This window comes from Pseudoxanthomonas composti (genome assembly GCF_004122095.1).
Taxonomy (GTDB): Bacteria; Pseudomonadota; Gammaproteobacteria; order Xanthomonadales; family Xanthomonadaceae; genus Pseudoxanthomonas_A; species Pseudoxanthomonas_A composti.
Genome location: NZ_SAWZ01000003.1, coordinates 121,347 through 140,410 on the forward strand (window position 1 = coordinate 121,347; position 19,064 = coordinate 140,410).

A 19,064-nucleotide genomic window follows, 5' to 3' on the forward strand; every position below is an offset into this window, starting at 1 on the left:
CTGGCTGGGCCAGGGCGCTATCCTGCCCGGCCCGTTGTCCGCTGGAGAGTCCCGTGAGCGAAGCATCCCAAGCCCCGTCCCTGCCCGTGCTGGAGCCTGCGCAGGCACGCCTGCTGGGTTGCCTGATCGAGAAGGAGGCCACCACGCCGGACGTCTATCCGCTGACGGTCAACGCCGCCCAGTCCGCCGCCAACCAGAAGACCGCGCGCGAGCCGGTGATGGCGCTGGATGCCGGCCAGGTGCAGCACGGCCTGCGCGCGCTGGAGCAGCTGGGCCTGGCCCGGCAGCAGTTCTCCTCGCGCGCCGAGCGTTACGAGCACACCTTGTCGCGTCACTTCAGCCTGCCCAACCAGCAGGTCGCGCTGCTGGCCCTGCTGCTGCTGCGCGGGGCGCAGACGCCGCATGAGCTGCTGGCGCGCGCCGAGCGGCTGGCCAAGTTTGCCGATGTGGAGGATCTCAAGCATCACCTGGACCGCATGATTGGCCGGGAGCCGTCGCTGGTGGTGCTGATCCCGCGCGGGCCCGGCCAGCGCGAGGACCGTTACATGCATCTGCTGTGCGGTCCGGTGGATGTGGCGGCGGTGGCGGCGCGTGCGCCGTCGGCATCTTCCGGTGCGTCCGCGTCGGGTATGGGCGCGGCCGAGTTCGAGCAGCGGATCGCTGAGTTGGAAGCGCGGGTGGCGGCGCTGGAGGAGGCGCTGGCGGCGCGGGATCATACAGCGGGCTGATTCTCGAAGCCGTCGCTTTCTTGCCAGTACTCGACGGCCCCATATTCAGCTGATGCATTCGTGCTGGAGCGGCGGTCTAGGAAGATTTACTTGCTCGACAACCACCACTGGGTGCTGGGTTCACGTGGCATGCGCGTACAGTTCCACTGAGTTGGTTAACGTCAATCAGCAGCCGTATCGCCAGCTATTTCATCAACAGGGCAAGCCATGGACGACCTGAAATCGCTGCTGGAGAAGATTGGGTCCGTGGCCGATTTCGCCGGCATCGACGTGGTGGATGCGAACACGTTGGGTCTGTGCAAGAGCGCTCCGCTACACGTTGCAGCGGTCTGGGGCGATTGCGAGGCGATCACGCTGCTGGTCGAAGCTGGCGCTTTCATCGATCAGCGCGGGGAGGATGGCTTCACGCCCTTAATGGAAGCGGTGGCCCAGGGACATAAGGATGCGGTCGATCTTTTGATTTCACTCGGCGCCGCTCCACTGCGAAATGACGACGGTCAACTTCCGAGCGACTACGCGAGAGTTGGAGGAAATGAAGAGCTCTCACAGCTCTTGGCGCGGCGCGGCTACTAGCCTCACGCTGGCAACCCTTGAAAAGCGCTTAGTTGCGACCGCGGACTGTTCCATCCGGCAGTCGCGTCCGACGCAAGGCTGCGTATGTGCATCGCTCGCACCGGCATGAGCAGCCTTAGCGCCGATCCCGCTGCGAGTTGCAAGGGAATGCAGATTCGATCAGCTATGACAACAGTAAGTCGCGCCTGAGGCGCGGCTTTCAACGGCGAAGCCGGTCAAGCCTTTGATCTTGCTCTGGCTTTCGGCTCTTGCTCCGAACCCTTTGAAAGGCGAAAGCGAAGCCACGGCAAAGTCAGGAGCAAGGGCTTTCGCGCTTGCAGCGCGAGTGACTTTTGTCTTGTCAAAAGTCACCAAAACCGCTTCCGCCGGACACTCGCCGCCGCTGCGCGGCGGTCCCCTGCGCTCCTCGGAAAAAACGGGACGGCGCTCAACTCGCTTCGCTCAAACAGGCGCGCCTCTTCGCCCGTTTTTTCCTCCGGTGCTCGGCGAGCTTTACGGCTCCAAAGGTCAAAGGCAAAGAGCAAGATCAACAGCAACAGCAACAGCAACAGCAACAGCAAGATCAATGGCAGGAGCGATCCACGCCCGCCATCTGGCTACCGTCCCGATAAGCGGGTGGGAGCATGAGTGCCCGTGGTCTATAGCTGCGTCAGCTATCGAATAGCGCTTGGATTGCCGCCAGGCCGGCCTTGGCGCGTTCCTGCTTGTGCTGTGCATCCAGCTCCGGGTCGGCGCCGTCGCGCTGCAGCTCGCTGGCCGGCAGCTCGTCGAGGAAACGGCTGGGCTTGAGCCGGATCAGCTCGCGGAACTTGCGGGTCATGCGGCTGTGGCTGAGGTACAGCCCTTCCTTGGCGCGGGTAATGCCCACGTACATCAGGCGGCGCTCCTCTTCCAGCGAGCCTTCCTCCATCGCCGTCTCGTGCGGCAGCACGCCGTCCTCGCAGCCGACGATGAAGACGTAGCGAAACTCCAGCCCCTTGGCCGCGTGCAGGGTCATCATCCGCACCTGGTTGCCGCCATCGTCCTTGTCGTTGCGCGACAGCAGCGCCAGCTGCGCGGCCAGGTCGCCGACACTGGCGCCACGCACGCCGCCTTCGAACCACTCGGCCAGTTCCTCGACGTTGGCCTTGCGTCGCTGGTAGCCGGCGTCGTCCTTGCTCTGCGCGCGCAGGTCGGCCAGCAGGCCCGAGCGCTCGGCCAGCTCACGCACCAGTTCTGCGGCGGTGACGCGCGAGGCCTTCTCGCGCAACTCGGCCAGGATGTCGTTGAAGCGGGACAGGCCATTGGCCGCGCGCGGGCTCAGCGCCTGCAGCACGGTCATCGACTCGCAGGCGCGCGCCATCGGGATGTGGCGCTGCTGGGCCAGTTCGGCCAGCTTGGCCAGCGAGGTGGCGCCGACCTCGCGCTTGGGCGACTGCACCGCGCGCAGGAAGGCCGCGTCGTCGTCGGGATTGGCCACCAGGCGCAGCCAGCTCAGCGTGTCCTTGACCTCCTGGCGTTCAAGGAAGGCGGTGCCGCCGGTGAGGTGATACGGCACGCGCAGCAGCTGCAGCGCCTTTTCGATGACCCGCGACTGGAAGTTGCCGCGGAACAGCACGCAGAACTCGCTCCAGGGCACCTGCTTGGAAATGCCCAGGAAGGAGATCTCCGCGGCCACCTTCTCGGCCTCGTGGTCGCTGTCGCGGCACTCCCACACGCGGATGCGCTGGCCGTCGGCCTGGTCGGACCACAGCGTCTTGAGGTGCTCGTGCGGGTTGTGGGCAATCAGCGCGTTGGCCGCGCGCAGCACGCGGTTGGAGCAGCGGTAGTTCTGCTCCAGCTTGATGATCTGCAGCGCCGGATAGTCGCGGCCCATCTGCAGCAGGTTGTCCGGATTGGCGCCGCGCCAGGCGTAGATGCTCTGGTCGTCGTCGCCCACGCAGGTGAAGTCGCCGCGCTCGCCGGCCAGGGCCTTGAGCAGCCGGTACTGGGCATCGTTGGTGTCCTGGCACTCGTCCACCAGCAGGTAGCCGATGCGCTCGCGCCAGGCCAGGGTGATGTCGTGGTGTTCTTCCAGGATCTGCACCGGCAGGCGGATCAGGTCGTCGAAATCCACCGCGTTGAAGCTGTTCAGGCGGGCCTGGTAGAGCTCATAGAAGGTCGCCGCGCTGACCTCGCGCGGGCTGCGCGCGGCGGCCATGGCCTGCTCCGGCGACAGGCCCATGTTCTTGGCGCGCGAGATCAGCGACTTGATCATCTCGATCTCGTCGGGCTTGGCCCCGCCCATCAGGTCCTTGATCTGCGCGGCCGAATCGTCGGCGTCGAAGATCGAGAAGTTGCGTTTCAGGCCCGCGGCCTCGTGCTCGATCTGCAGGAACTTCAGGCCCAGCGCGTGGAAGGTGCAGATGGTCAGGCCATCGGCCGCATCGCCGCGGATGCGCTTGGCCAGGCGCTCGCGCATCTCCTTGGCAGCCTTGTTGGTGAAGGTGATCGCCGCGATGCGCTTGGCCGGCATGCGCCCAGAGCCGATCAGGTGGGCGATCTTCTCGATGATCACGCGGGTCTTGCCGCTGCCTGCGCCGGCCAGCACCAGCAGGGGGCCATGCACGTGCAGCACGGCGGCGCGTTGGGGGGGGTTGAGGAAATCCATGGGGCGGCGGCAATGACGACCGGCCTATTTTACCGCGCACAGGTCGCGGGCATGATCGGCCCGAGCCCTTCAGGAGATGGACATGCGCAGGAACTTATGGATGGTAGCCATGCTGGCGATCTTGCCGATGGCCGCACAGGCCGCACCGGATGGAGCGTCGACCGGCCCCAGGCAGGACGTGCTGCAGGGCGGTTTTCTGGATTACCACCCGGACATGGCCAACAACAACCGCGGCATGGAAGCGCTGCGCGCGGGCGATGCGCCCAAGGCCATGGAGTACTTCCGCCGCGCCGCCCGCTATGCGGACAAGGCGTCGCAGGCCTTGCTGGGCGAGATGTACTGGTACGGCGTCAACATGGCGCCGGACCGGGTCAAGGCGCTGCAATGGATGGAGCTGGCCGCCGAGCGCGATTACCCGACCTTCGTCGAGCTGCGCGAGAAGTTCCGCGCCGCGCTGACGCCAGAGGAATTGCAACAAGTCGAGGCCGGACGCAAGGCCTTGTGGGATGAATACGGCGACGCGGTGGCATCCCCACGCATTGCCAAGGAGCTGGAGCGCGGCCGGCGCGCCATCACCGGCAGCCGGACTGGCGCGCTCACCGGCCAGGTGGAGATCCAGTTCCCGGCGGCGATGGGCGGCATGCGTACCATCCAGGCTTCGGAGTACTACAAGTCGCAGTTCTGGGACCCGGTGGAGTACCAGCAATGGGTGGACAAGAGCTGGATCGACTACGGCAAGAGCAAGGTGCGGGTGGGCGAGGTCGAGGCGGCCGCCAAGGCGGGGGACGCCAAGTAGGGTCGGACGCTCGCGCAGGCGAGGAGTGAGCGAGGAGGAGTGAGGGACGGCGCGCCGCGCTGGCCGGCGAGTATCCTGTCCGACTCTGCGCAATGCAGCGGGCGCCGCTCACTCCTCACTCCTCTTCGCTCACTCCTCGCTTCATGGCCAAGCTCTACTTCTACTACTCGGCGATGAATGCCGGGAAGACCACCACCCTGCTGCAGTCGGCGCACAACTACCGCGAGCGGGGGATGCGCACGTTGATCCTGACGCCGCGCCTGGACGACCGTGCCGGGCGCGGGGTGGTGGCTTCGCGCATCGGGCTGCGGGCCGAGGGCGTGGCGTTCGACCCGCGCACCGACCTGGAGGCGCTGGTGCGCGCGGAGATCGCCGCGCATGGGCCGCTGCACTGCGTGCTGGTGGACGAGGCGCAGTTCCTGGCGCGCGCGCAGGTGTGGCAGCTGACCGAGGTGGTCGATGCGCTGCGCCTGCCGGTGCTGTGCTACGGGCTGCGCACGGACTTCCGTGGCGAGCTGTTCGAGGGCAGCCAGTACCTGCTGGCCTGGGCCGACGAGCTCAGCGAGATCAAGACCATCTGCCATACCGGCGCCAAGGCCACCATGACCGTGCGCGTGGACGAGGCCGGGCGGGCGGTGCAGGACGGGCCGCAGGTGGAGATCGGCGGCAACGAGCGCTACGTCTCGGTCAGCCGCGCCGAGTTCAAGAAGATCAGCCGCGGCGAAGGCGTGATCGAACCGGTGCAGGCCAGCCTGCCGCTCTAGCCGAGGCCCCGGGCGCGCTCAGCGGCTGCCCGCGGAGGCGCCCTGCAGCTGGCATTGCTGTCGGATCTGCGCGACCTGGCGCGGGATCAGGCCGCCGTCGGGCTGCGTGCGGGCCAGGGTGCGTTGCAGCGCCTCCAGCGACGCCAGGGCGGCCTGGCGCTGGCCGAGCCGGCACCGCGCCTCGGCCGCGAAAGCCTGCGCGCGCCAGCGCATCTTGGGGATCTCGCTGCCGCCGCCGGGGAGCTGGGCCAGCCGGTCCAGCGCCTGCAGGGCAGGGCCGTCCAGCGGCTGGCTGCGGGCGTCCAGGCGCGCCTGGGTGACCTCGGCATAGCGCGTGCGCGGGTCCTGCGCGCCGTAGCCGACGCGGGTGAGCTTGACCGCGCGATCCAGCCAGGGCGCGGCCGCGGCCGGGTCGCTGGCGGCCAGGGTCTCGCCGATCAGCCGGTCGGTCTCCCCGACCAGGGCATGGCTGGCGCCGAAGCGGGCCACCCGCATCTGCCGGGCGGCCTGCAGGTAGCGCAGGGCCTGCGCGTCCTGCCCGGCCTCGTGCAGCACCAGGCCATAGTTGAACAGGCCGGCGGCCAGCAGCGAGGCGTTTTCCTCGCGTCGCCAGATCGCCACCGCCTTGCGCACGTCGGCCAGGGCCTGCGCCGTCTGGCCGCGCTCCATGGCGATGATGGCCAGCGAGTTCCAGCCCAGGGCGACCTCACGGTGTTCCGGACCGAGCGCGGCCACGGTCTGGGCCAGCAGCGTGCGCATCTGCGCGTCGGCCTGGGTGTACCGGCCCAGGTCCACCTCCACCGCCAGGCGCTGGCGGCGCAGGGACAGCAGGATGGGGTGATGACGGCTCTGGCTCTGTTCGGCCAGGGCGATGGCCTCATCGTAGGTGCGCAGGGCCATGTCGCTGTCGCCCAGGCCGCGGTAGGCCAGCCCCAGGCTGCGCAGGATTTCCACCGCCAGCGGGCCATCGGCGCCGGCACGCTGGCGCTGCCATGCAAGGGCGCCGCGGAACCCGGCGATGGCGTCCTCGGCCCGGCCCAGGTCGTTCTGCAGCAGCGCCAGGTCGAACAGGTTCTCGGCGATGCCGGCATCGTTGCCGGTCTGCCGGCGCAGGGCCATGGCGCGCTCGAACAAGGCCTTGGCGTCCTCGCGCTGGCCCTGCAGCCGGCGGCAGCGGCCGTACTGGGAGAGGTAGTCCGATTCGACCTGCTTGGACAGCAGGCGATCGCGCAGGGGGTGCACGGGCCACAGCGGGGCCAGCAGGTTCACGCACTCGCCGGTGCGGCCCAGCAGGCGCAGCACGCGGGCGTGCTGGGCGGCGGCCGAATACCGCAGATCGGCGGTGGCCTCCGATCCCAGGTGCTGCAGCAGCTGTCGCTGGCGCTTGAGCAGCTCCAGCGCGTGCAGGTAGTCGCCCGCGGCGATCTGCAGGCGCGCCAGCACGCCCAGCAGCTCGGCATGCGCGGCGGGCAGGCCCGCCAGCTCCTGCTCGCCGCGGCGCTCGCCTTCCTCCAACAGGCGCCGGGTTTCGTCGGTGTTGCCGTCGTTGCGGCGGCCGGCGTCCTCGATCAGGCCGATGACGAAGTCCTGCATCGCCTGCGCGCGCCGGGCTTCGTTGACCGCCTGGCGGGTCTGCCAGAAGCTGATGCCGGCTGCGGCCAGCAGGCCGAGCGAGAACAGCGTGCCGAAGGCGATCCCCCAGCGGTGCCGGTGCACGTACTTCTGCAGGCGGTAGCCCAGGCTTTGCGGGCGCGCCTGCACCGGGCGGCCTTCGCGATAGTGGCCCAGGTCCTGCAGCAGGGCCTCCACCGAGGAGTAGCGCTGTTCCGGCGCCTTGGCCAGGGCCTTGAGGGTGATGTTGTCCAGATCGCCGCGCAGCTGACGGGCCAGGCGCTTGTGTTCGGGCGAGGGCGCACCGTCGGTGCGGCGCAGGACGGCGCTGGAGGGCTTGAGCGGCTCGACGCTGAGGATCGCCCGTTCCCATTCGGCATCGCTCTGGCGGCGCAGGCGGTAGGGCTTGTCGCCGGTCAGCAGCTCGTACAGCACCACGCCCAGCGAGTACACGTCGGTGCGGGTGCTGACCGGCTCGCCGCGGATCTGCTCGGGGGCGGCGTAGTGCAGGGTGAAGGCGCGCACCTCGGTGCGGGCGCCATCGGCCACCGCCTCGCCCAGCAGCTTGGCGATGCCGAAATCCAGCAGCCTGACCTGGCCATCGGCGGTCACCAGGATGTTGGAGGGCTTGAGGTCGCGGTGCACCACCAGATTGGTGTGGGCGTGGCTGACCGCCTGGCAGACCTGGTTGAACAGGCCCAGCCGCGCTTCCAGCGTCAGCGGCGTGCGCCGGCAGTAGTCGGTGATGGTCTCGCCTTCGACGTAGTCCAGCACCAGGTAGGGCTGGTGCTGGTCGCTGACCCCGGCGCCGAGCAGGCGCGCGATGTTGGGATGGGCCAGGCGCCCCAGGATCTGGCGTTCGCGGGCGAAGCGTTCCTGCAGGCCGGGGTCGGCCACGCCCGGGCGCAGCAGCTTCAGCGCGACCTTGCGCTCGTACAGGCCATCGGCGCGCTCGGCCAGCCACACCATGCCCATGCCGCCTTCGCCCAGCGGCTGCAGCAGCCGGTAGGGGCCGATGTGGGTGTCGCGCAGGTCCGGCGGCGCGCGCTCGGGGATCAGCGGCGTATCGAGGATGGAGGTCTGGTCTTCCTCCAGCGCCAGCAGCGCGATCAACTCATCGGCCAGGGCCGGGTCTTCGGCGCGGATCGCCGCCAGCCGCGTGGCGCGCGCGGTGGCGGTCAGCTCGAGCAGCACGTCCAGTTGCGGGGACAGGCGCTGCCAGCGTGCGGCATCCATGGAGGCGGGTGGGAATTTAAGGCAGGGGCGGGGCGTTATTCCTCATGCCCCATCGAGGCCATGAGGAACAGCCGCGCCTTCTGCCAGTCGCGGCGGATGCTGCGCTCGGAGCGCTGCATCAGTTCGGCGATCTGCAGCTCGGACAGGCCGGCGAAGTAGCGAAGCTCCACCACCTTGGCCAGGCGCTCGTCGACGTTGGCCAGCCGGTCCAGCGCGCTGTTCAAGGCCAGCGTGGTCTCGTCCAGGCGCAAGCCGCCTTCCACGTCCTCGGGGATCTCGGCCACGCGCTTGAGGTCGCCGCCGCGCTTGCGCGCCAGGCGGCTGCGGGCGTAGTCCACCACCACGCTGCGCATGGCCGAGGCGGCGTAGGCGAAGAAGTGCGCGCGGTCGTCGAAACGCGCCGCGCCGCTGCTGCCCAGCAGCTTCAGATAGGACTCGTGGACCAGGGCGGTGGCGTCCAGGGTCTGGTGCTGCTGGCCGGCCAGCTGGCGCCGGGCCATGGTGTGCAGCTCCTGATAGAGCGTGGTCAGGACCCGGTCGAGTGCGGCGCGATCCCCCTCGCGCGCCGATCCCAGCCACAGGGTGATATCGGCAGCCTCGTCCATCTTGATGTGATTTCCCCACTTAACGAGCGGCGACTATAGCGGCAACCGGTCACGCGCGCGCGAACCTCGCACACGGAACCACAGCGTCGATCGCCGCGCTTGCAGCGGCATGGAGGCGCATTGCCTGGGTGGCAATGCGTTGGCGCGCGGGCCTTGCGCTCACGGGCGCGCGCAAGTGCGGCACATGGCCGACGACCTGATGGCCCGACACCGTCACATGAAGAAATCGGTTACATGCCTCAGCGCTGGCAGCCCGGGCACCACACGCTGGCGCGCTGACCGATGCTGGCATGGCGCAGGGCACGGCCGCAGCGCAGGCAGGCCTGGCCCTGGCGGCCATAGACCGACAGTTCCTGCTCGAAGTAGCCGGGCAGCCCGTCGGGGCTGATGAAGTCGCGCAGGGTGGTGCCGCCGCGGCCGATGGCATAGGCCAGCACCGACTTGACCGCAGCGGCCAGCGCCAGGTAGCGCTCGCGCGAGACCTTGCCGGCGGCCCGCAGCGGCGAGATGCCGGCCATGAACAGGCTTTCGGCCGCGTAGATGTTGCCCACGCCCACCACCACGCGCTGGTCCATCAGAAAGCTCTTGACCGGCGCGCTGCGGCCGCGGCTCAGGGCGAACAGCAGGTCCCCGTCGAAGCCCTCGGACAAAGGCTCCGGGCCCAGGTCGCGCAACAGCTCGTGGGTCTGGCCCGGCGGCTGCCACAGCAGGCAGCCGAAGCGGCGCGGATCGTTCAAGCGCAGCACCTGGCCCGAGTCCAGGGCGATGTCCACATGGTCGTGCGTGCGCAGTGGCGTGTCGGCCGGGAGCACGCGCAGGCTGCCGCTCATGCCCAGGTGCAGGACCGCCGCGCCAGCTTCGGTCTCCAGCAACAGGTACTTGGCGCGACGACCGACCTGGCCGATGCGCTGGCCCGGCAACAGCTGGGACACCTGCTCCGGGATCGGCCAGCGCAGGTCGGCGCGGCGCAGCGTCACCGCGCGCACGCGTCGGCCTTCCACGTGCGGGGCCAGGCCGCGGCGGGTGGTTTCGACTTCGGGCAGTTCGGGCACGGGTGTGGGCCTTCAGCAGGGGGAGCCGATCAACATGGGGCGTGCCGGCGGACGGTCCAAGCGGCAGCGTGCGCTGCGCTCAGCTGCTGGCGAAGTAGCGGCCGTTGTCGTAGCGCACTTTCAGCGCCCCGCCGTAGGCCTGGCTGAGCAGGGCGTCGGTCAGCACCGCCTGGCGGCTGCCGTCGGCCAGCACCGTGCCGGCGCGCAGCAGCACCACGCGGTCGATCTCCGGCACGATCTCCTCGATGTGGTGGGTCACCAGCACCAGGGTGATGCCCTCGCGCGCCAGCTGCGACATCAGCCCGGTGAAGTCGCGCTGGGCGATCAGGTCCAGGCCGGCGGTGGGCTCATCCAGCAGCAGCGCCTTGGGCCGGTGCACCAGCGCCCGCGCGATCAGCACCCGGCGCATCTGCCCGGTGGACAGCTCGCCCACCTCGCGCGCTGCCAGGTCCAAGGCGCCGACCTGCGCCAGCGCCTGCGTCGCGCGCGTCCGATGCTCGGCGGTGACCGGCAGATCGATGGGCAGGGCGAAGCTGGCGAAGAAGCCGGTGACCACCGCGTCTTCCACCGTCAGCGACGGCATGGACTGCAGGTCGGCGGTGAGGTCGCTGGTCACCACGCCCAGCTGCGCGCGCAGGTCCTGGGTGCGCCAGCGCACCTGGCCCATCAGCCGCACCGGCGCCTGGCCTTCGCGGGCCAGCGGGTACAGCTCGCGGTTGATCAGCTTGATGAAGGTGGACTTGCCGCAGCCATTGGCGCCCAGCAGGGCGGTGTGCTGGCCCAGGTCGATACGCAGCGACACCGCGTCCAGGGCGCTGGCGGTGCCGCGGATCACGGTGGCGTGGTCCAGTTCGATCAGCGGCGCGGTCTGTGGGATGTCTGTCATGAAGGCAAGCTGGCCGTCATCAACACCATACGGCGACGACGGGTGAAGTCCGAAAGCGCAGCCCCCATTATGACGGCCACGCCCACGGGAGGGGCACGGCATGGGACGGGTGGAGATGGAGTGGGTCGGGTTTCTGGTGGGCGGCGTGGCCGGGTTGGGCGCCTGGGAGCTGGTGCTGGTGGGGCTGGGCTTCGTGCAGCTGACCATTTTCGCGGTGACGCTATACCTGCATCGCAGCCAGGCGCATCGCGGGGTGGATTTCCACCCGGCGATCGCCCATGTGTTCCGCTTCTGGACGTGGCTGACCACCTCGATGATCACCCGCGAGTGGGTGGCCATCCACCGCAAGCACCACGCCAAGGTGGAGACCGAGGAAGACCCGCACAGCCCGCGTATCAAGGGCATCGGCCGGGTGTTCTGGAACGGCGTGGAGCTCTACCGCCAGGCGCGCAGCGAGCGCGCGGACATCGCCCAGTACGGCAAGGGCGCGCCGGAGGACTGGATCGAGCGGCACCTGTACACGCCGCACGCCAATCTGGGCCCGCTGGCCCTGTTCGTCATGAACTTCGTCCTGTTCGGCCTGCCCGGCATCGCGCTGTGGGCGATCCAGATGGCGTGGATCCCGTTCTGGGCCGCCGGGGTGATCAACGGACTGGGCCACTGGTGGGGCTATCGCAATTTCGAATCGGCCGACACCTCGACCAACCTCACGCCGTGGGCGGTGTGGATTGGCGGTGAGGAGCTGCACAACAACCACCACGCCTTCCCCAGCTCGGCGCGATTCTCCATGCGGCGCTGGGAGTTCGACATCGGCTGGGCGGCGATCCGCGTGCTGGCCGCGCTGGGCCTGGCCAAGGTGCTGCGCGTGGCGCCGCGCCTGGACCTGCGGCCGAACATCCACGTGCCCGATGCAGATACGCTCAAGGCGCTGCTGGCGCACCGCTTCCACGCCATGACCGAGTATCAGCGCCATGTGCTGGTCCCGGCTTTGCGCGAGGAGGCCGCGCAGGCCGGTGCGAAGCTGCGCACGTGGCTGCCCACACGCCTGCGCCGCGGCCTGGTCGATGACGGCCGCTGGCTCAAGCCCGATGCGCGCGAACAGATGCAGCGCTGGGTGGAGCAGCATCCGCGCATCCACGCCCTGGTCGAGCACCGCCGCCGCCTGGCCGCCGTGCTGGAGGCGCGCAGCCACGATGCGGCCGAGCGCCTGCGCCAGCTGCAGCAGTGGTGCCAGGAGGCCGAGGCCAGCGGCATCCGCGTGCTGCAGGACTATGCGGCGCGCCTGCGTGGGTATGCGCTGGCGCAGTGATGGGCGCGCTCTTCGCACGCCCTGTCGCGACGGCCGGGCGATGCCTAGAATCGCGCATGCGCCCACTTCTCTTGATACTTGGTTGTCTGCCCTGTCTGGCGTGGGCCCAGGTCACCGCCACCGGCGATTACCTGGCGCGGATGGACCGCGACGGCGACGGCCGGGTCAGCCTGGAGGAGTATCTGGCATGGATGAGCTACAGCTTCGATGCGCGCGATCGCAACGGCGATGGCGTGCTCTCGCCCGATGAGCTGCCGGGCGGCCGCGGCAAGCCGATCACGCGCGAGCAGCACCGCGCACGCCTGACCGCCACCTTCCGCAAGCAGGACGTCAACGGCGATGGCTACCTGAGCGCCAAGGAGCTGGCCGCGCCACCGCAGTAGGTAAGGTGGATGACGCGCTTCCATCCACCACCGCCACCGCGTCACGGACGGGGTGGGCGTAGCGGTGTAGCAGGCTTATCCGCCACGGACGCCTCGGTGGACAAGCTTCGCGTTGTCCACCCTACATGGATGGCGCGCTTGCATCCATCATCGGCGAGCCCGCGGGCCTGCCCGCTGTTTGCCCAACTGCCCAGACAAACAGAAGGCCGCCCTGGGGCGGCCTTCTGCACCAGACATGACGCCAAAGCTTACTTGGTGATATCCACGTCCTTGGTCTCGCGCAGGAACAGCGCGCCGATCACCAGCGTCATCAGGGCGATGCCGATCGGATACCACAGGCCCTTGTACATGTCGCCGGTGCCGGCCACCAGGCCGAAGGAGATCGCCGGCAGGAAGCCGCCGAACCAGCCATTGCCGATGTGGTAGGGCAGGGACATGGAGGTGTAGCGGATGCGGGTGGGGAACAGCTCGACCAGATAGGCGGCGATCGGGCCGTAGACCATGGTCACGTACACCACCAGCACCCACAGGCAGAACAGCGCCATCGGCACGTTGATGCGCGCGGTATCGGCCTTCTCCGGATAGCCGGCCGCGCTCAGCTGCGCCTTGAGCGACTTGCCGAAGTCGGCGGTCTTGCCCTTCAGGTCGGCCGAGGCCAGGCCCTCACCCTCGAACGAGGTCACTTCCGCATTGCCGACGTTGACCTTGGCCAGGGTGCCGGCCGGGGCGGCCTGCACGCTGTAGGGCACGCCGGCCTTGGTCAGCGCGGTGGCGGCGATGTCGCAGGAGCTGTTGAACTTGCGCACGCCCACCGGATCGAACTGGAAGCTGCAGGTGTCCGGGTCGGCCACGATCACCGCCGGGGCCTTGGCGCGGGCTTCTTCCACCGCCGGGTTGGCCGCATGGGTCAGACCCTTGAACAGCGGGATGTAGGTCACCGCGGCCAGCAGGCAGCCGGCCAGGATGATCTTCTTGCGGCCGATGCGGTCGGACAGCCAGCCGAAGAAGATGAACAACGGCGTGCCCAGCAGCAGCGCACCGGCGATCAGCAGGTAGGACACGGTGGCATCGACCTTGAGCGTGCTGCTCAGGAAGAACAGCGCGTAGAACTGGCCGCCGTACCACACCACGGCCTGGCCGGCAGTGGCGCCCAGCAGCACCAGCAGCATCAGCTTGAGGTTGCCGCCCTTGACGCTGTCGCGGAACGGGGTCTTGGAGCCCTTGCCCTCGGCCTTCATCTGCTGGAACAGCGGCGACTCGCTCAGCTGCAGGCGGATCCACACCGACACGCCCAGCAGGATGATCGACACCAGGAACGGAATGCGCCAGCCCCAGGCCTCGAAGGCCTCGTTGCCCAGCGTGTAGCGGCAGGCCAGGATGATCGCCAGCGACAGGAACAGGCCCAGCGTGGCGGTGCACTGGATGAAGCTGGTGTACAGCCCGCGCTTGTCGTCGGGGGCGTGCTCGGCCACGTAGGTCGCCGCGCCGCCGTACTCGCCGCCCATGGCCAGGCCCTGGGCCAGGCGCAGGATGATCAGGATCACCGGCGCGGCGAAGCCGATCGAGGCGTAGTTGGGCAGCACGCCCACCAGGAAGGTGGAGATGCCCATGATCAGGATGGTGACCAGGAAGGTGTACTTGCGGCCGATGCGATCGCCCAGGCTGCCGAAGAAGGCCGCACCGAACGGGCGCACGAAGAACCCGGCGGCAAAGGCCAGCAGGGCGAAGATCATGCCGGTGGTTTCATTGACGCCGCTGAAGAACTGCTTGGCGATGATGGCCGCCAGCGAGCCGTACAGGAAGAAGTCGTACCACTCGAAGACGGTGCCGAGGCTGGACGCGAAGATGACCTTCTTGTGGCCCTTGGTGAGGGCGGCCTTGTGGCCGCCTGGGATGGCGCTGCTGGACATGGATGCTTCCCCTCCGAAGCGATGACGCGTGCGAGACCGATGGTGCCGGCGCGCGCCGGCGTGAGTGGGGGCGGATCGTCAGCGGCATCCCTCCCAGGTGCCGCCGGCGACCCGCGCCCGGTGCGCGATCAGAAGCTGTACTTGGCGGTGAACTGCAGGCGCGAGATGTCGCCAGAAGCGCCGCTGACGACGTTGCGACGGCCGTACATCACCTCGGCGCCGATATCGATCTTGGGCAGCGGCGAGTAGAACAGGTTGGCGCGCAGGCTCTGCATGCGGGTGGTGCCCATGGGCCCGGTGTTGGCGATGTCGCGGTCCATGTCCACGATGGAGTACATCATCGTGCTGCGCAGGGTCGGAGTGAACTTGTGGTTCCAGCCCACCCAGCCGGCGACGGTGTCGATGGCATGCAGGTCGCCCTGGGCATCCACTTCCACGTCCGGGCCGCTGCCCAGGCCCATGTAGCTGGCGATGCCCTTGCCGTAGGTGGCCTGGTAGCTGATGGCGTTGGTGGGGCTGAGGATCCACTTGCCGCCGGCGGTGACCGCGCCGCCGAAGGCGGTGTCGTCGGTCAGCGCGGTCTGGGTGGCGAACTCACGGGCGATGGCGGCCATGCCGAAGGTGCCCCAGTCGCCCTTCCAGGCATAGCGCACGGTCAGGTCCGGCATGCCGCCGCGATCGGAGGCCAGGGTCGCGCCGCCGCCGTTGTAGGCGCTGGTCAGGGTTTCGGGGTTTTCCGCCGACAGGCTCAGCCCGCCCTTGGTGTAGCGGATCTGCGCGCGACGGCTGAAGAGCACGCCGTCGGTCGGGCCCAGGATGTCGGCCGCTTCGGGGAAGTTGGTCGCATCGATGAAGTTGGACCAGGTCTGGCCGGCCAGCCAGTTGTTCCAGGACAGATACGCATGGCGCAGCGTGCTGCCGTGCAGGTTGTTGATCTGGTTGGAGACGTTGTCCGACCCGAAGAAGTCCATTTCGATGAAGCCGGTCATGCGGTTGCCGTCTTCGGTGATGGTGTCCACGCCCACGTTGAAGCGCGAGAACTTGGCGTGGAAATCGGTATCGATGCCGCCGGCCTTGCCGCCTACCGGCGTCTGCTGCGGGATGTACAGCAGCCGGCCGACCGCGCCTTCGCCCAGCGCGCCGTCGTAGGTCTTGGTGGTCAGGAAGTCGGCCTTGAGGAAGCCACCGAAACGGATGGTGGTGTTGGGATTGGCGCCAGGCGTGAGCGTGATGCCCTGGATCGGCTTGTTCTGCGGCTGCACCGCCACCGGCTGCGCCACCGGGCCACTGCCCGGGGTGCCGGGGAACTTGGGCTGGGTGGTGCTGGCCACGCCCGGCGGCGCGGAGGTCACCGGCCCGCTCGGCGGCGGCGGCGGTGGCGGCGGGGCGGCCACGACGGGCGCCTGCTGGCGCTCCATCAGCGTCTGCACCATGGCTTCCAACTGGGCCACACGTGCTTCCAGCTCCTTCTCCTTGGCGGTCTGCGCCAGCACGGCGCCTGGCGCCATCAGGGCCAGCGTCAATGCGCAGGCCAGCGGACGTCTTGCCATCGATGCAATACGTGAAGTCATGTCGATCCCCTAGCGTTTGAAAGTCGCCGTCGAGCGGACGGAAACATCCGCATCACATTGCGGAATGGCAGCAGACTGCGCGTGGCTTCCTGCCGCCGGATATGCATCTTTGGTCGATAAATCCGCAACTTGCGACCATGGTCTAAGCGTTCTGCTGCACCGCGCAACGCGTGAATACGGCACACTGATCGCGTTGCTTGGAAGGCAGGTTCAGGCGTTTTTCTACCCCACTCATGCACGTGTTTTTGGAGGCTGCAATGACCGATCTGTACCCCGTGAATCCCGCGTTCGCCAAGCAGGCGCTCGTCGACCAGGCCGGCTACGAAGCGGCCTACCGGGAGTCCATCGAGCAGCCCGAAGCGTTCTGGGCCAAGGCCGCGCAGCGCCTGGAGTGGTTCAAGCAGCCGACCCAGATCAAGGACGTCAGCTACGCCCTGGAAGACTTCCGCATCAAGTGGTTCGCCGACGGCGAGCTCAACGCCAGCGTCAACTGCCTGGACCGCCAGCTGGCCGAGCGCGGCGACAAGGTCGCGCTGCTGTTCGAGCCGGACAGCCCGGACACGCCCAGCTACGGCGTGACCTATCGCGAACTGCACGAGCGCGTGTGCAAGCTGGGCAACGCGCTGCGCAACCTGGGCGTCAAGAAGGGCGACCGCGTCACCATCTACCTGCCGATGATTCCCGATGCGGCCGTGGCGATGCTGGCCTGCGCGCGCATCGGCGCGGTGCACTCGGTGGTGTTCGGTGGCTTTGCCGCCAATTCCATCGCCGACCGCGTGTCCGACTGCGGCAGCAAGCTGATCATCACCGCCGACGAAGGCCTGCGCGGCGGCAAGAAGGTGCCGCTGAAGCACAATGTCGATGCCGCGCTCAAGCTGCCCGGCACCAATACCGTGGAGACCGTGCTGGTGGTACGCCACACCGGCGGGGCGGTGGACATGCAGGCCCCGCGCGATCGCTGGTTCCACGACGTGGTGGACGGCCAGCCCGCCGAGTGCGAGCCCGAGCGCATGAATGCCGAGGACCCGCTGTTCATCCTCTACACCTCCGGTTCCACCGGCAAGCCCAAGGGCGTGCTGCACACCACCGCCGGCTACCTGCTGTGGGCCGCCTACACGCATGAAGTCGTGTTCGACCTGAAGGAAGACGACATCTACTGGTGCACCGCCGACGTGGGCTGGGTCACCGGCCACAGCTACATCGTCTACGGGCCGCTGGCCAACGGCGCCACCGCGCTGGTGTTCGAGGGCGTGCCCAACTATCCGGACGTCTCGCGCTTCTGGCAGGTGGTGGACAAGCACAAGGTCAGCATCTTCTACACCGCTCCCACCGCGATCCGCGCGCTGATGCGCGAGGGCGACGGCCCGGTCAAGCAGACCTCGCGCGCCTCGCTGCGCGTGCTGGGCACGGTGGGCGAGCCGATCAACCCCGAGGCCTGGCGCTGGTACTACGAGGTGGTGGGCGACTCGCGCTGCCCGATCGTGGACACCTGGTGGCAGACCGAGACCGGCGGCCACCTGATCACCCCGCTGCCCGGCGCCACCGCGCTCAAGCCCGGCTCGGCGACCGTGCCGTTCTTCGGCGTGCAGCCGGCGCTGGTCGATGCCAACGGCGCCGAGCTGGAAGGCGCCGCGGAAGGCAACCTGGTCATCAAGGATTCCTGGCCGGGCCAGATGCGCACGGTCTACGGCGACCACCAGCGCTTCATCGACACCTACTTCCGCACCTACCCGGGCAGCTACTTCACCGGTGACGGCTGCCGTCGCGACGAGGACGGCTACTACTGGATCACCGGCCGCGTGGACGATGTCATCAACGTCTCCGGCCACCGCATCGGCACGGCCGAGGTGGAGAGCGCGCTGGTCTCGCATCCCAAGGTCGCCGAGGCGGCGGTGGTGGGCTTCCCGCACGACATCAAGGGCCAGGGCATCTACGCCTACGTCACCCTGGTGGCCGGCGAGGAGCAGAGCGAGGCGCTGCTCAAGGAGCTGGTGGCGCACGTGCGCAAGGAGATCGGGCCGATCGCCTCGCCCGACCACCTGCAGTGGGCCCCGGGCCTGCCCAAGACGCGCTCGGGCAAGATCATGCGCCGCATCCTGCGCAAGATCGCCGAGAACGCGCCGGACCAGCTCGGCGACACCTCGACCCTGGCCGATCCGTCGGTGGTCGATTCACTGGTGAGCGAGCGCAAGGTCAAGTAGCCTCAACGCATGACGGCCCACCGCAGCGCACAGGCGCGCGGGGCTCCTGGGAGGGAGCTGGACGAAGTGGCGGGTTTGGGAGGGCCTGCCACTTCGTCGGTGCGTCACCATGGTTTTCATGTAACGTGATCCACATGCCCCCAGCCAACACCATCCTGGTCGCCGACGACCACCCGCTCTTCCGCGAGGCGCTGCGAGGCGCCGTCCAGCGGGTCCTTCCCGACGCCACCCTGCACGAGGCCGACAGCGTCGATGCGCTGTACACGCTGGTCGATGCCCATCCGGACGCCGACCTGCTGCTGCTGGACCTCAACATGCCCGGCGCCCACGGCTTCAACGCCCTGGTCCACCTGCGCGCCCTGCACCCGGAGCTGCCGGTGGTGGTGGTCTCCGCACGCGAGGAGCCGGCGGTGATGCGCCGCGCGCTGGACCATGGCGCGCTGGGCTTCATCCCCAAGTCGGTGGACTCGGACACCATCGGTACAGCCATCGGCCAGGTGCTCGATGGCGAGCGCTGGGCGCCTGAAGAAGCGCACAACGCCCCGGCCATCGGCCGCGACGAGCAGGAAGTGGCCGAGCGCCTGCGCGATTTGACCCCGCAGCAGTTCCGCGTGCTGCAGATGCTGGGCGCCGGCCGCCTCAACAAGCAGATCGCCTACGACCTGGGCGTGTCCGAAGCCACCATCAAGGCCCACGTCACCGCCATCCTGCGCAAGCTGGGCGTGATCAACCGCACCCAGGCCGTGCTGATGGCCGGCCGCCTGTCGGTGGACCCCGATGGTCTGATCCCGCCGCCGGAAGAAGATTGAG

The 19,064-nt window shown here is 68.6% G+C and carries 15 protein-coding genes; 8 read left to right on the forward strand and 7 right to left on the reverse strand.

What is annotated here, in order from left to right:
• Window positions 1–53 precede the first annotated feature (53 nt).
• Window positions 54–728, forward strand: a complete 675-nt coding sequence (locus tag EPA99_RS07045) for a YceH family protein (RefSeq protein WP_129470506.1) — start codon at window positions 54–56, stop codon at window positions 726–728.
• Between the two features lie 207 nt (window positions 729–935).
• Complete coding sequence (locus EPA99_RS07050) at window positions 936–1,301, forward strand: ankyrin repeat domain-containing protein (RefSeq protein ID WP_129470507.1); 366 nt, start codon at window positions 936–938, stop codon at window positions 1,299–1,301.
• 649 nt (window positions 1,302–1,950) lie between these two features.
• Here the strand turns inward: EPA99_RS07050 and EPA99_RS07060 are convergent.
• Window positions 1,951–3,930: a UvrD-helicase domain-containing protein gene (locus EPA99_RS07060; RefSeq protein WP_129470508.1), complete on the reverse strand. Its 1,980-nt coding sequence runs from the start codon at window positions 3,928–3,930 to the stop codon at window positions 1,951–1,953.
• Between the two features lie 109 nt (window positions 3,931–4,039).
• On the opposite strand from EPA99_RS07060, the gene EPA99_RS07065 reads away from it, so the two are divergent.
• Both EPA99_RS07065 and EPA99_RS07070 read left to right on the forward strand, forming a co-directional pair.
• Window positions 4,040–4,726, forward strand: coding sequence for an SEL1-like repeat protein (locus EPA99_RS07065; protein ID WP_164978594.1), 687 nt, complete (start codon window positions 4,040–4,042; stop codon window positions 4,724–4,726).
• A gap of 143 nt (window positions 4,727–4,869) precedes the next feature.
• On the forward strand, window positions 4,870–5,490 hold the full coding sequence (locus EPA99_RS07070) for a thymidine kinase (RefSeq protein WP_129470510.1): 621 nt from the start codon (window positions 4,870–4,872) through the stop codon (window positions 5,488–5,490).
• An 18-nt stretch (window positions 5,491–5,508) separates the two neighbouring features.
• Here the strand turns inward: EPA99_RS07070 and EPA99_RS07075 are convergent, their stop codons facing one another.
• The 4 genes from EPA99_RS07075 to EPA99_RS07090 all read right to left on the reverse strand — a co-directional run bounded on the left by EPA99_RS07075 (window position 5,509) and on the right by EPA99_RS07090 (window position 10,880).
• Window positions 5,509–8,337, reverse strand: a complete 2,829-nt coding sequence (locus EPA99_RS07075; RefSeq protein ID WP_129470511.1) for a serine/threonine-protein kinase — start codon at window positions 8,335–8,337, stop codon at window positions 5,509–5,511.
• Between the two features lie 35 nt (window positions 8,338–8,372).
• Window positions 8,373–8,942, reverse strand: a complete 570-nt coding sequence (locus tag EPA99_RS07080; RefSeq protein WP_129470512.1) for an ECF-type sigma factor — start codon at window positions 8,940–8,942, stop codon at window positions 8,373–8,375.
• A 239-nt stretch (window positions 8,943–9,181) separates the two neighbouring features.
• Complete coding sequence (mutM, locus tag EPA99_RS07085; protein WP_129470513.1) at window positions 9,182–9,994, reverse strand: bifunctional DNA-formamidopyrimidine glycosylase/DNA-(apurinic or apyrimidinic site) lyase; 813 nt, start codon at window positions 9,992–9,994, stop codon at window positions 9,182–9,184.
• Window positions 9,995–10,073: 79 nt separating this feature from the next.
• Window positions 10,074–10,880 carry an ABC transporter ATP-binding protein gene (locus EPA99_RS07090; protein WP_129470514.1) on the reverse strand — a complete coding sequence of 269 codons (807 nt, stop codon included), beginning with the start codon at window positions 10,878–10,880 and terminating at the stop codon, window positions 10,074–10,076.
• 100 nt (window positions 10,881–10,980) lie between these two features.
• Between EPA99_RS07090 and EPA99_RS07095 the strand changes: the two genes are divergently transcribed.
• Complete coding sequence (locus tag EPA99_RS07095) at window positions 10,981–12,189, forward strand: DesA family fatty acid desaturase (RefSeq protein ID WP_206733714.1); 1,209 nt, start codon at window positions 10,981–10,983, stop codon at window positions 12,187–12,189.
• 56 nt (window positions 12,190–12,245) lie between these two features.
• Entirely contained in the window at window positions 12,246–12,572 is a 327-nt protein-coding gene (locus EPA99_RS07100) for an EF-hand domain-containing protein (protein ID WP_241688306.1), read from the forward strand.
• Window positions 12,573–12,820: 248 nt separating this feature from the next.
• On the opposite strand, the gene EPA99_RS07105 is transcribed toward EPA99_RS07100, so the two are convergent.
• Both EPA99_RS07105 and EPA99_RS07110 read right to left on the reverse strand, forming a co-directional pair.
• Window positions 12,821–14,482: an MFS transporter gene (locus EPA99_RS07105; protein ID WP_129470516.1), complete on the reverse strand. Its 1,662-nt coding sequence runs from the start codon at window positions 14,480–14,482 to the stop codon at window positions 12,821–12,823.
• A 128-nt stretch (window positions 14,483–14,610) separates the two neighbouring features.
• Window positions 14,611–16,053 carry a DcaP family trimeric outer membrane transporter gene (locus EPA99_RS07110; RefSeq protein ID WP_129470517.1) on the reverse strand — a complete coding sequence of 481 codons (1,443 nt, stop codon included), beginning with the start codon at window positions 16,051–16,053 and terminating at the stop codon, window positions 14,611–14,613.
• Window positions 16,054–16,310: 257 nt separating this feature from the next.
• Here EPA99_RS07110 and acs point away from each other — a divergent pair, with 257 nt between their 5' ends.
• Window positions 16,311–18,254 (forward strand): acetate--CoA ligase, encoded by a 1,944-nt coding sequence (acs, locus tag EPA99_RS07115; RefSeq protein WP_129470518.1) that lies wholly within the window; start codon window positions 16,311–16,313, stop codon window positions 18,252–18,254.
• Between the two features lie 134 nt (window positions 18,255–18,388).
• Window positions 18,389–19,063 (forward strand): response regulator transcription factor, encoded by a 675-nt coding sequence (locus EPA99_RS07120; protein WP_129470519.1) that lies wholly within the window; start codon window positions 18,389–18,391, stop codon window positions 19,061–19,063.
• Window position 19,064 lies beyond the last annotated feature (1 nt).

Bases quoted from the DNA above. Each gene is read 5' to 3' on its own strand.
- EPA99_RS07120 (WP_129470519.1), top strand. From the start codon at position 18,389: ATGCCCCCAGCCAACACCATCCTGGTCGCCGACGACCACCCGCTCTTC.
- EPA99_RS07090 (WP_129470514.1), bottom strand. From the start codon at position 10,880: ATGACAGACATCCCACAGACCGCGCCGCTGATCGAACTGGACCACGCC.
- EPA99_RS07060 (WP_129470508.1), bottom strand. From the start codon at position 3,930: ATGGATTTCCTCAACCCCCCCCAACGCGCCGCCGTGCTGCACGTGCAT.
- EPA99_RS07065 (WP_164978594.1), top strand. From the start codon at position 4,040: ATGCTGGCGATCTTGCCGATGGCCGCACAGGCCGCACCGGATGGAGCG.
- acs (WP_129470518.1), top strand. From the start codon at position 16,311: ATGACCGATCTGTACCCCGTGAATCCCGCGTTCGCCAAGCAGGCGCTC.
- EPA99_RS07095 (WP_206733714.1), top strand. From the start codon at position 10,981: ATGGGACGGGTGGAGATGGAGTGGGTCGGGTTTCTGGTGGGCGGCGTG.
- EPA99_RS07070 (WP_129470510.1), top strand. From the start codon at position 4,870: ATGGCCAAGCTCTACTTCTACTACTCGGCGATGAATGCCGGGAAGACC.
- EPA99_RS07110 (WP_129470517.1), bottom strand. From the start codon at position 16,053: ATGACTTCACGTATTGCATCGATGGCAAGACGTCCGCTGGCCTGCGCA.
- EPA99_RS07080 (WP_129470512.1), bottom strand. From the start codon at position 8,942: ATGGACGAGGCTGCCGATATCACCCTGTGGCTGGGATCGGCGCGCGAG.
- EPA99_RS07050 (WP_129470507.1), top strand. From the start codon at position 936: ATGGACGACCTGAAATCGCTGCTGGAGAAGATTGGGTCCGTGGCCGAT.
- EPA99_RS07105 (WP_129470516.1), bottom strand. From the start codon at position 14,482: ATGTCCAGCAGCGCCATCCCAGGCGGCCACAAGGCCGCCCTCACCAAG.
- EPA99_RS07100 (WP_241688306.1), top strand. From the start codon at position 12,246: ATGCGCCCACTTCTCTTGATACTTGGTTGTCTGCCCTGTCTGGCGTGG.
- EPA99_RS07075 (WP_129470511.1), bottom strand. From the start codon at position 8,337: ATGGATGCCGCACGCTGGCAGCGCCTGTCCCCGCAACTGGACGTGCTG.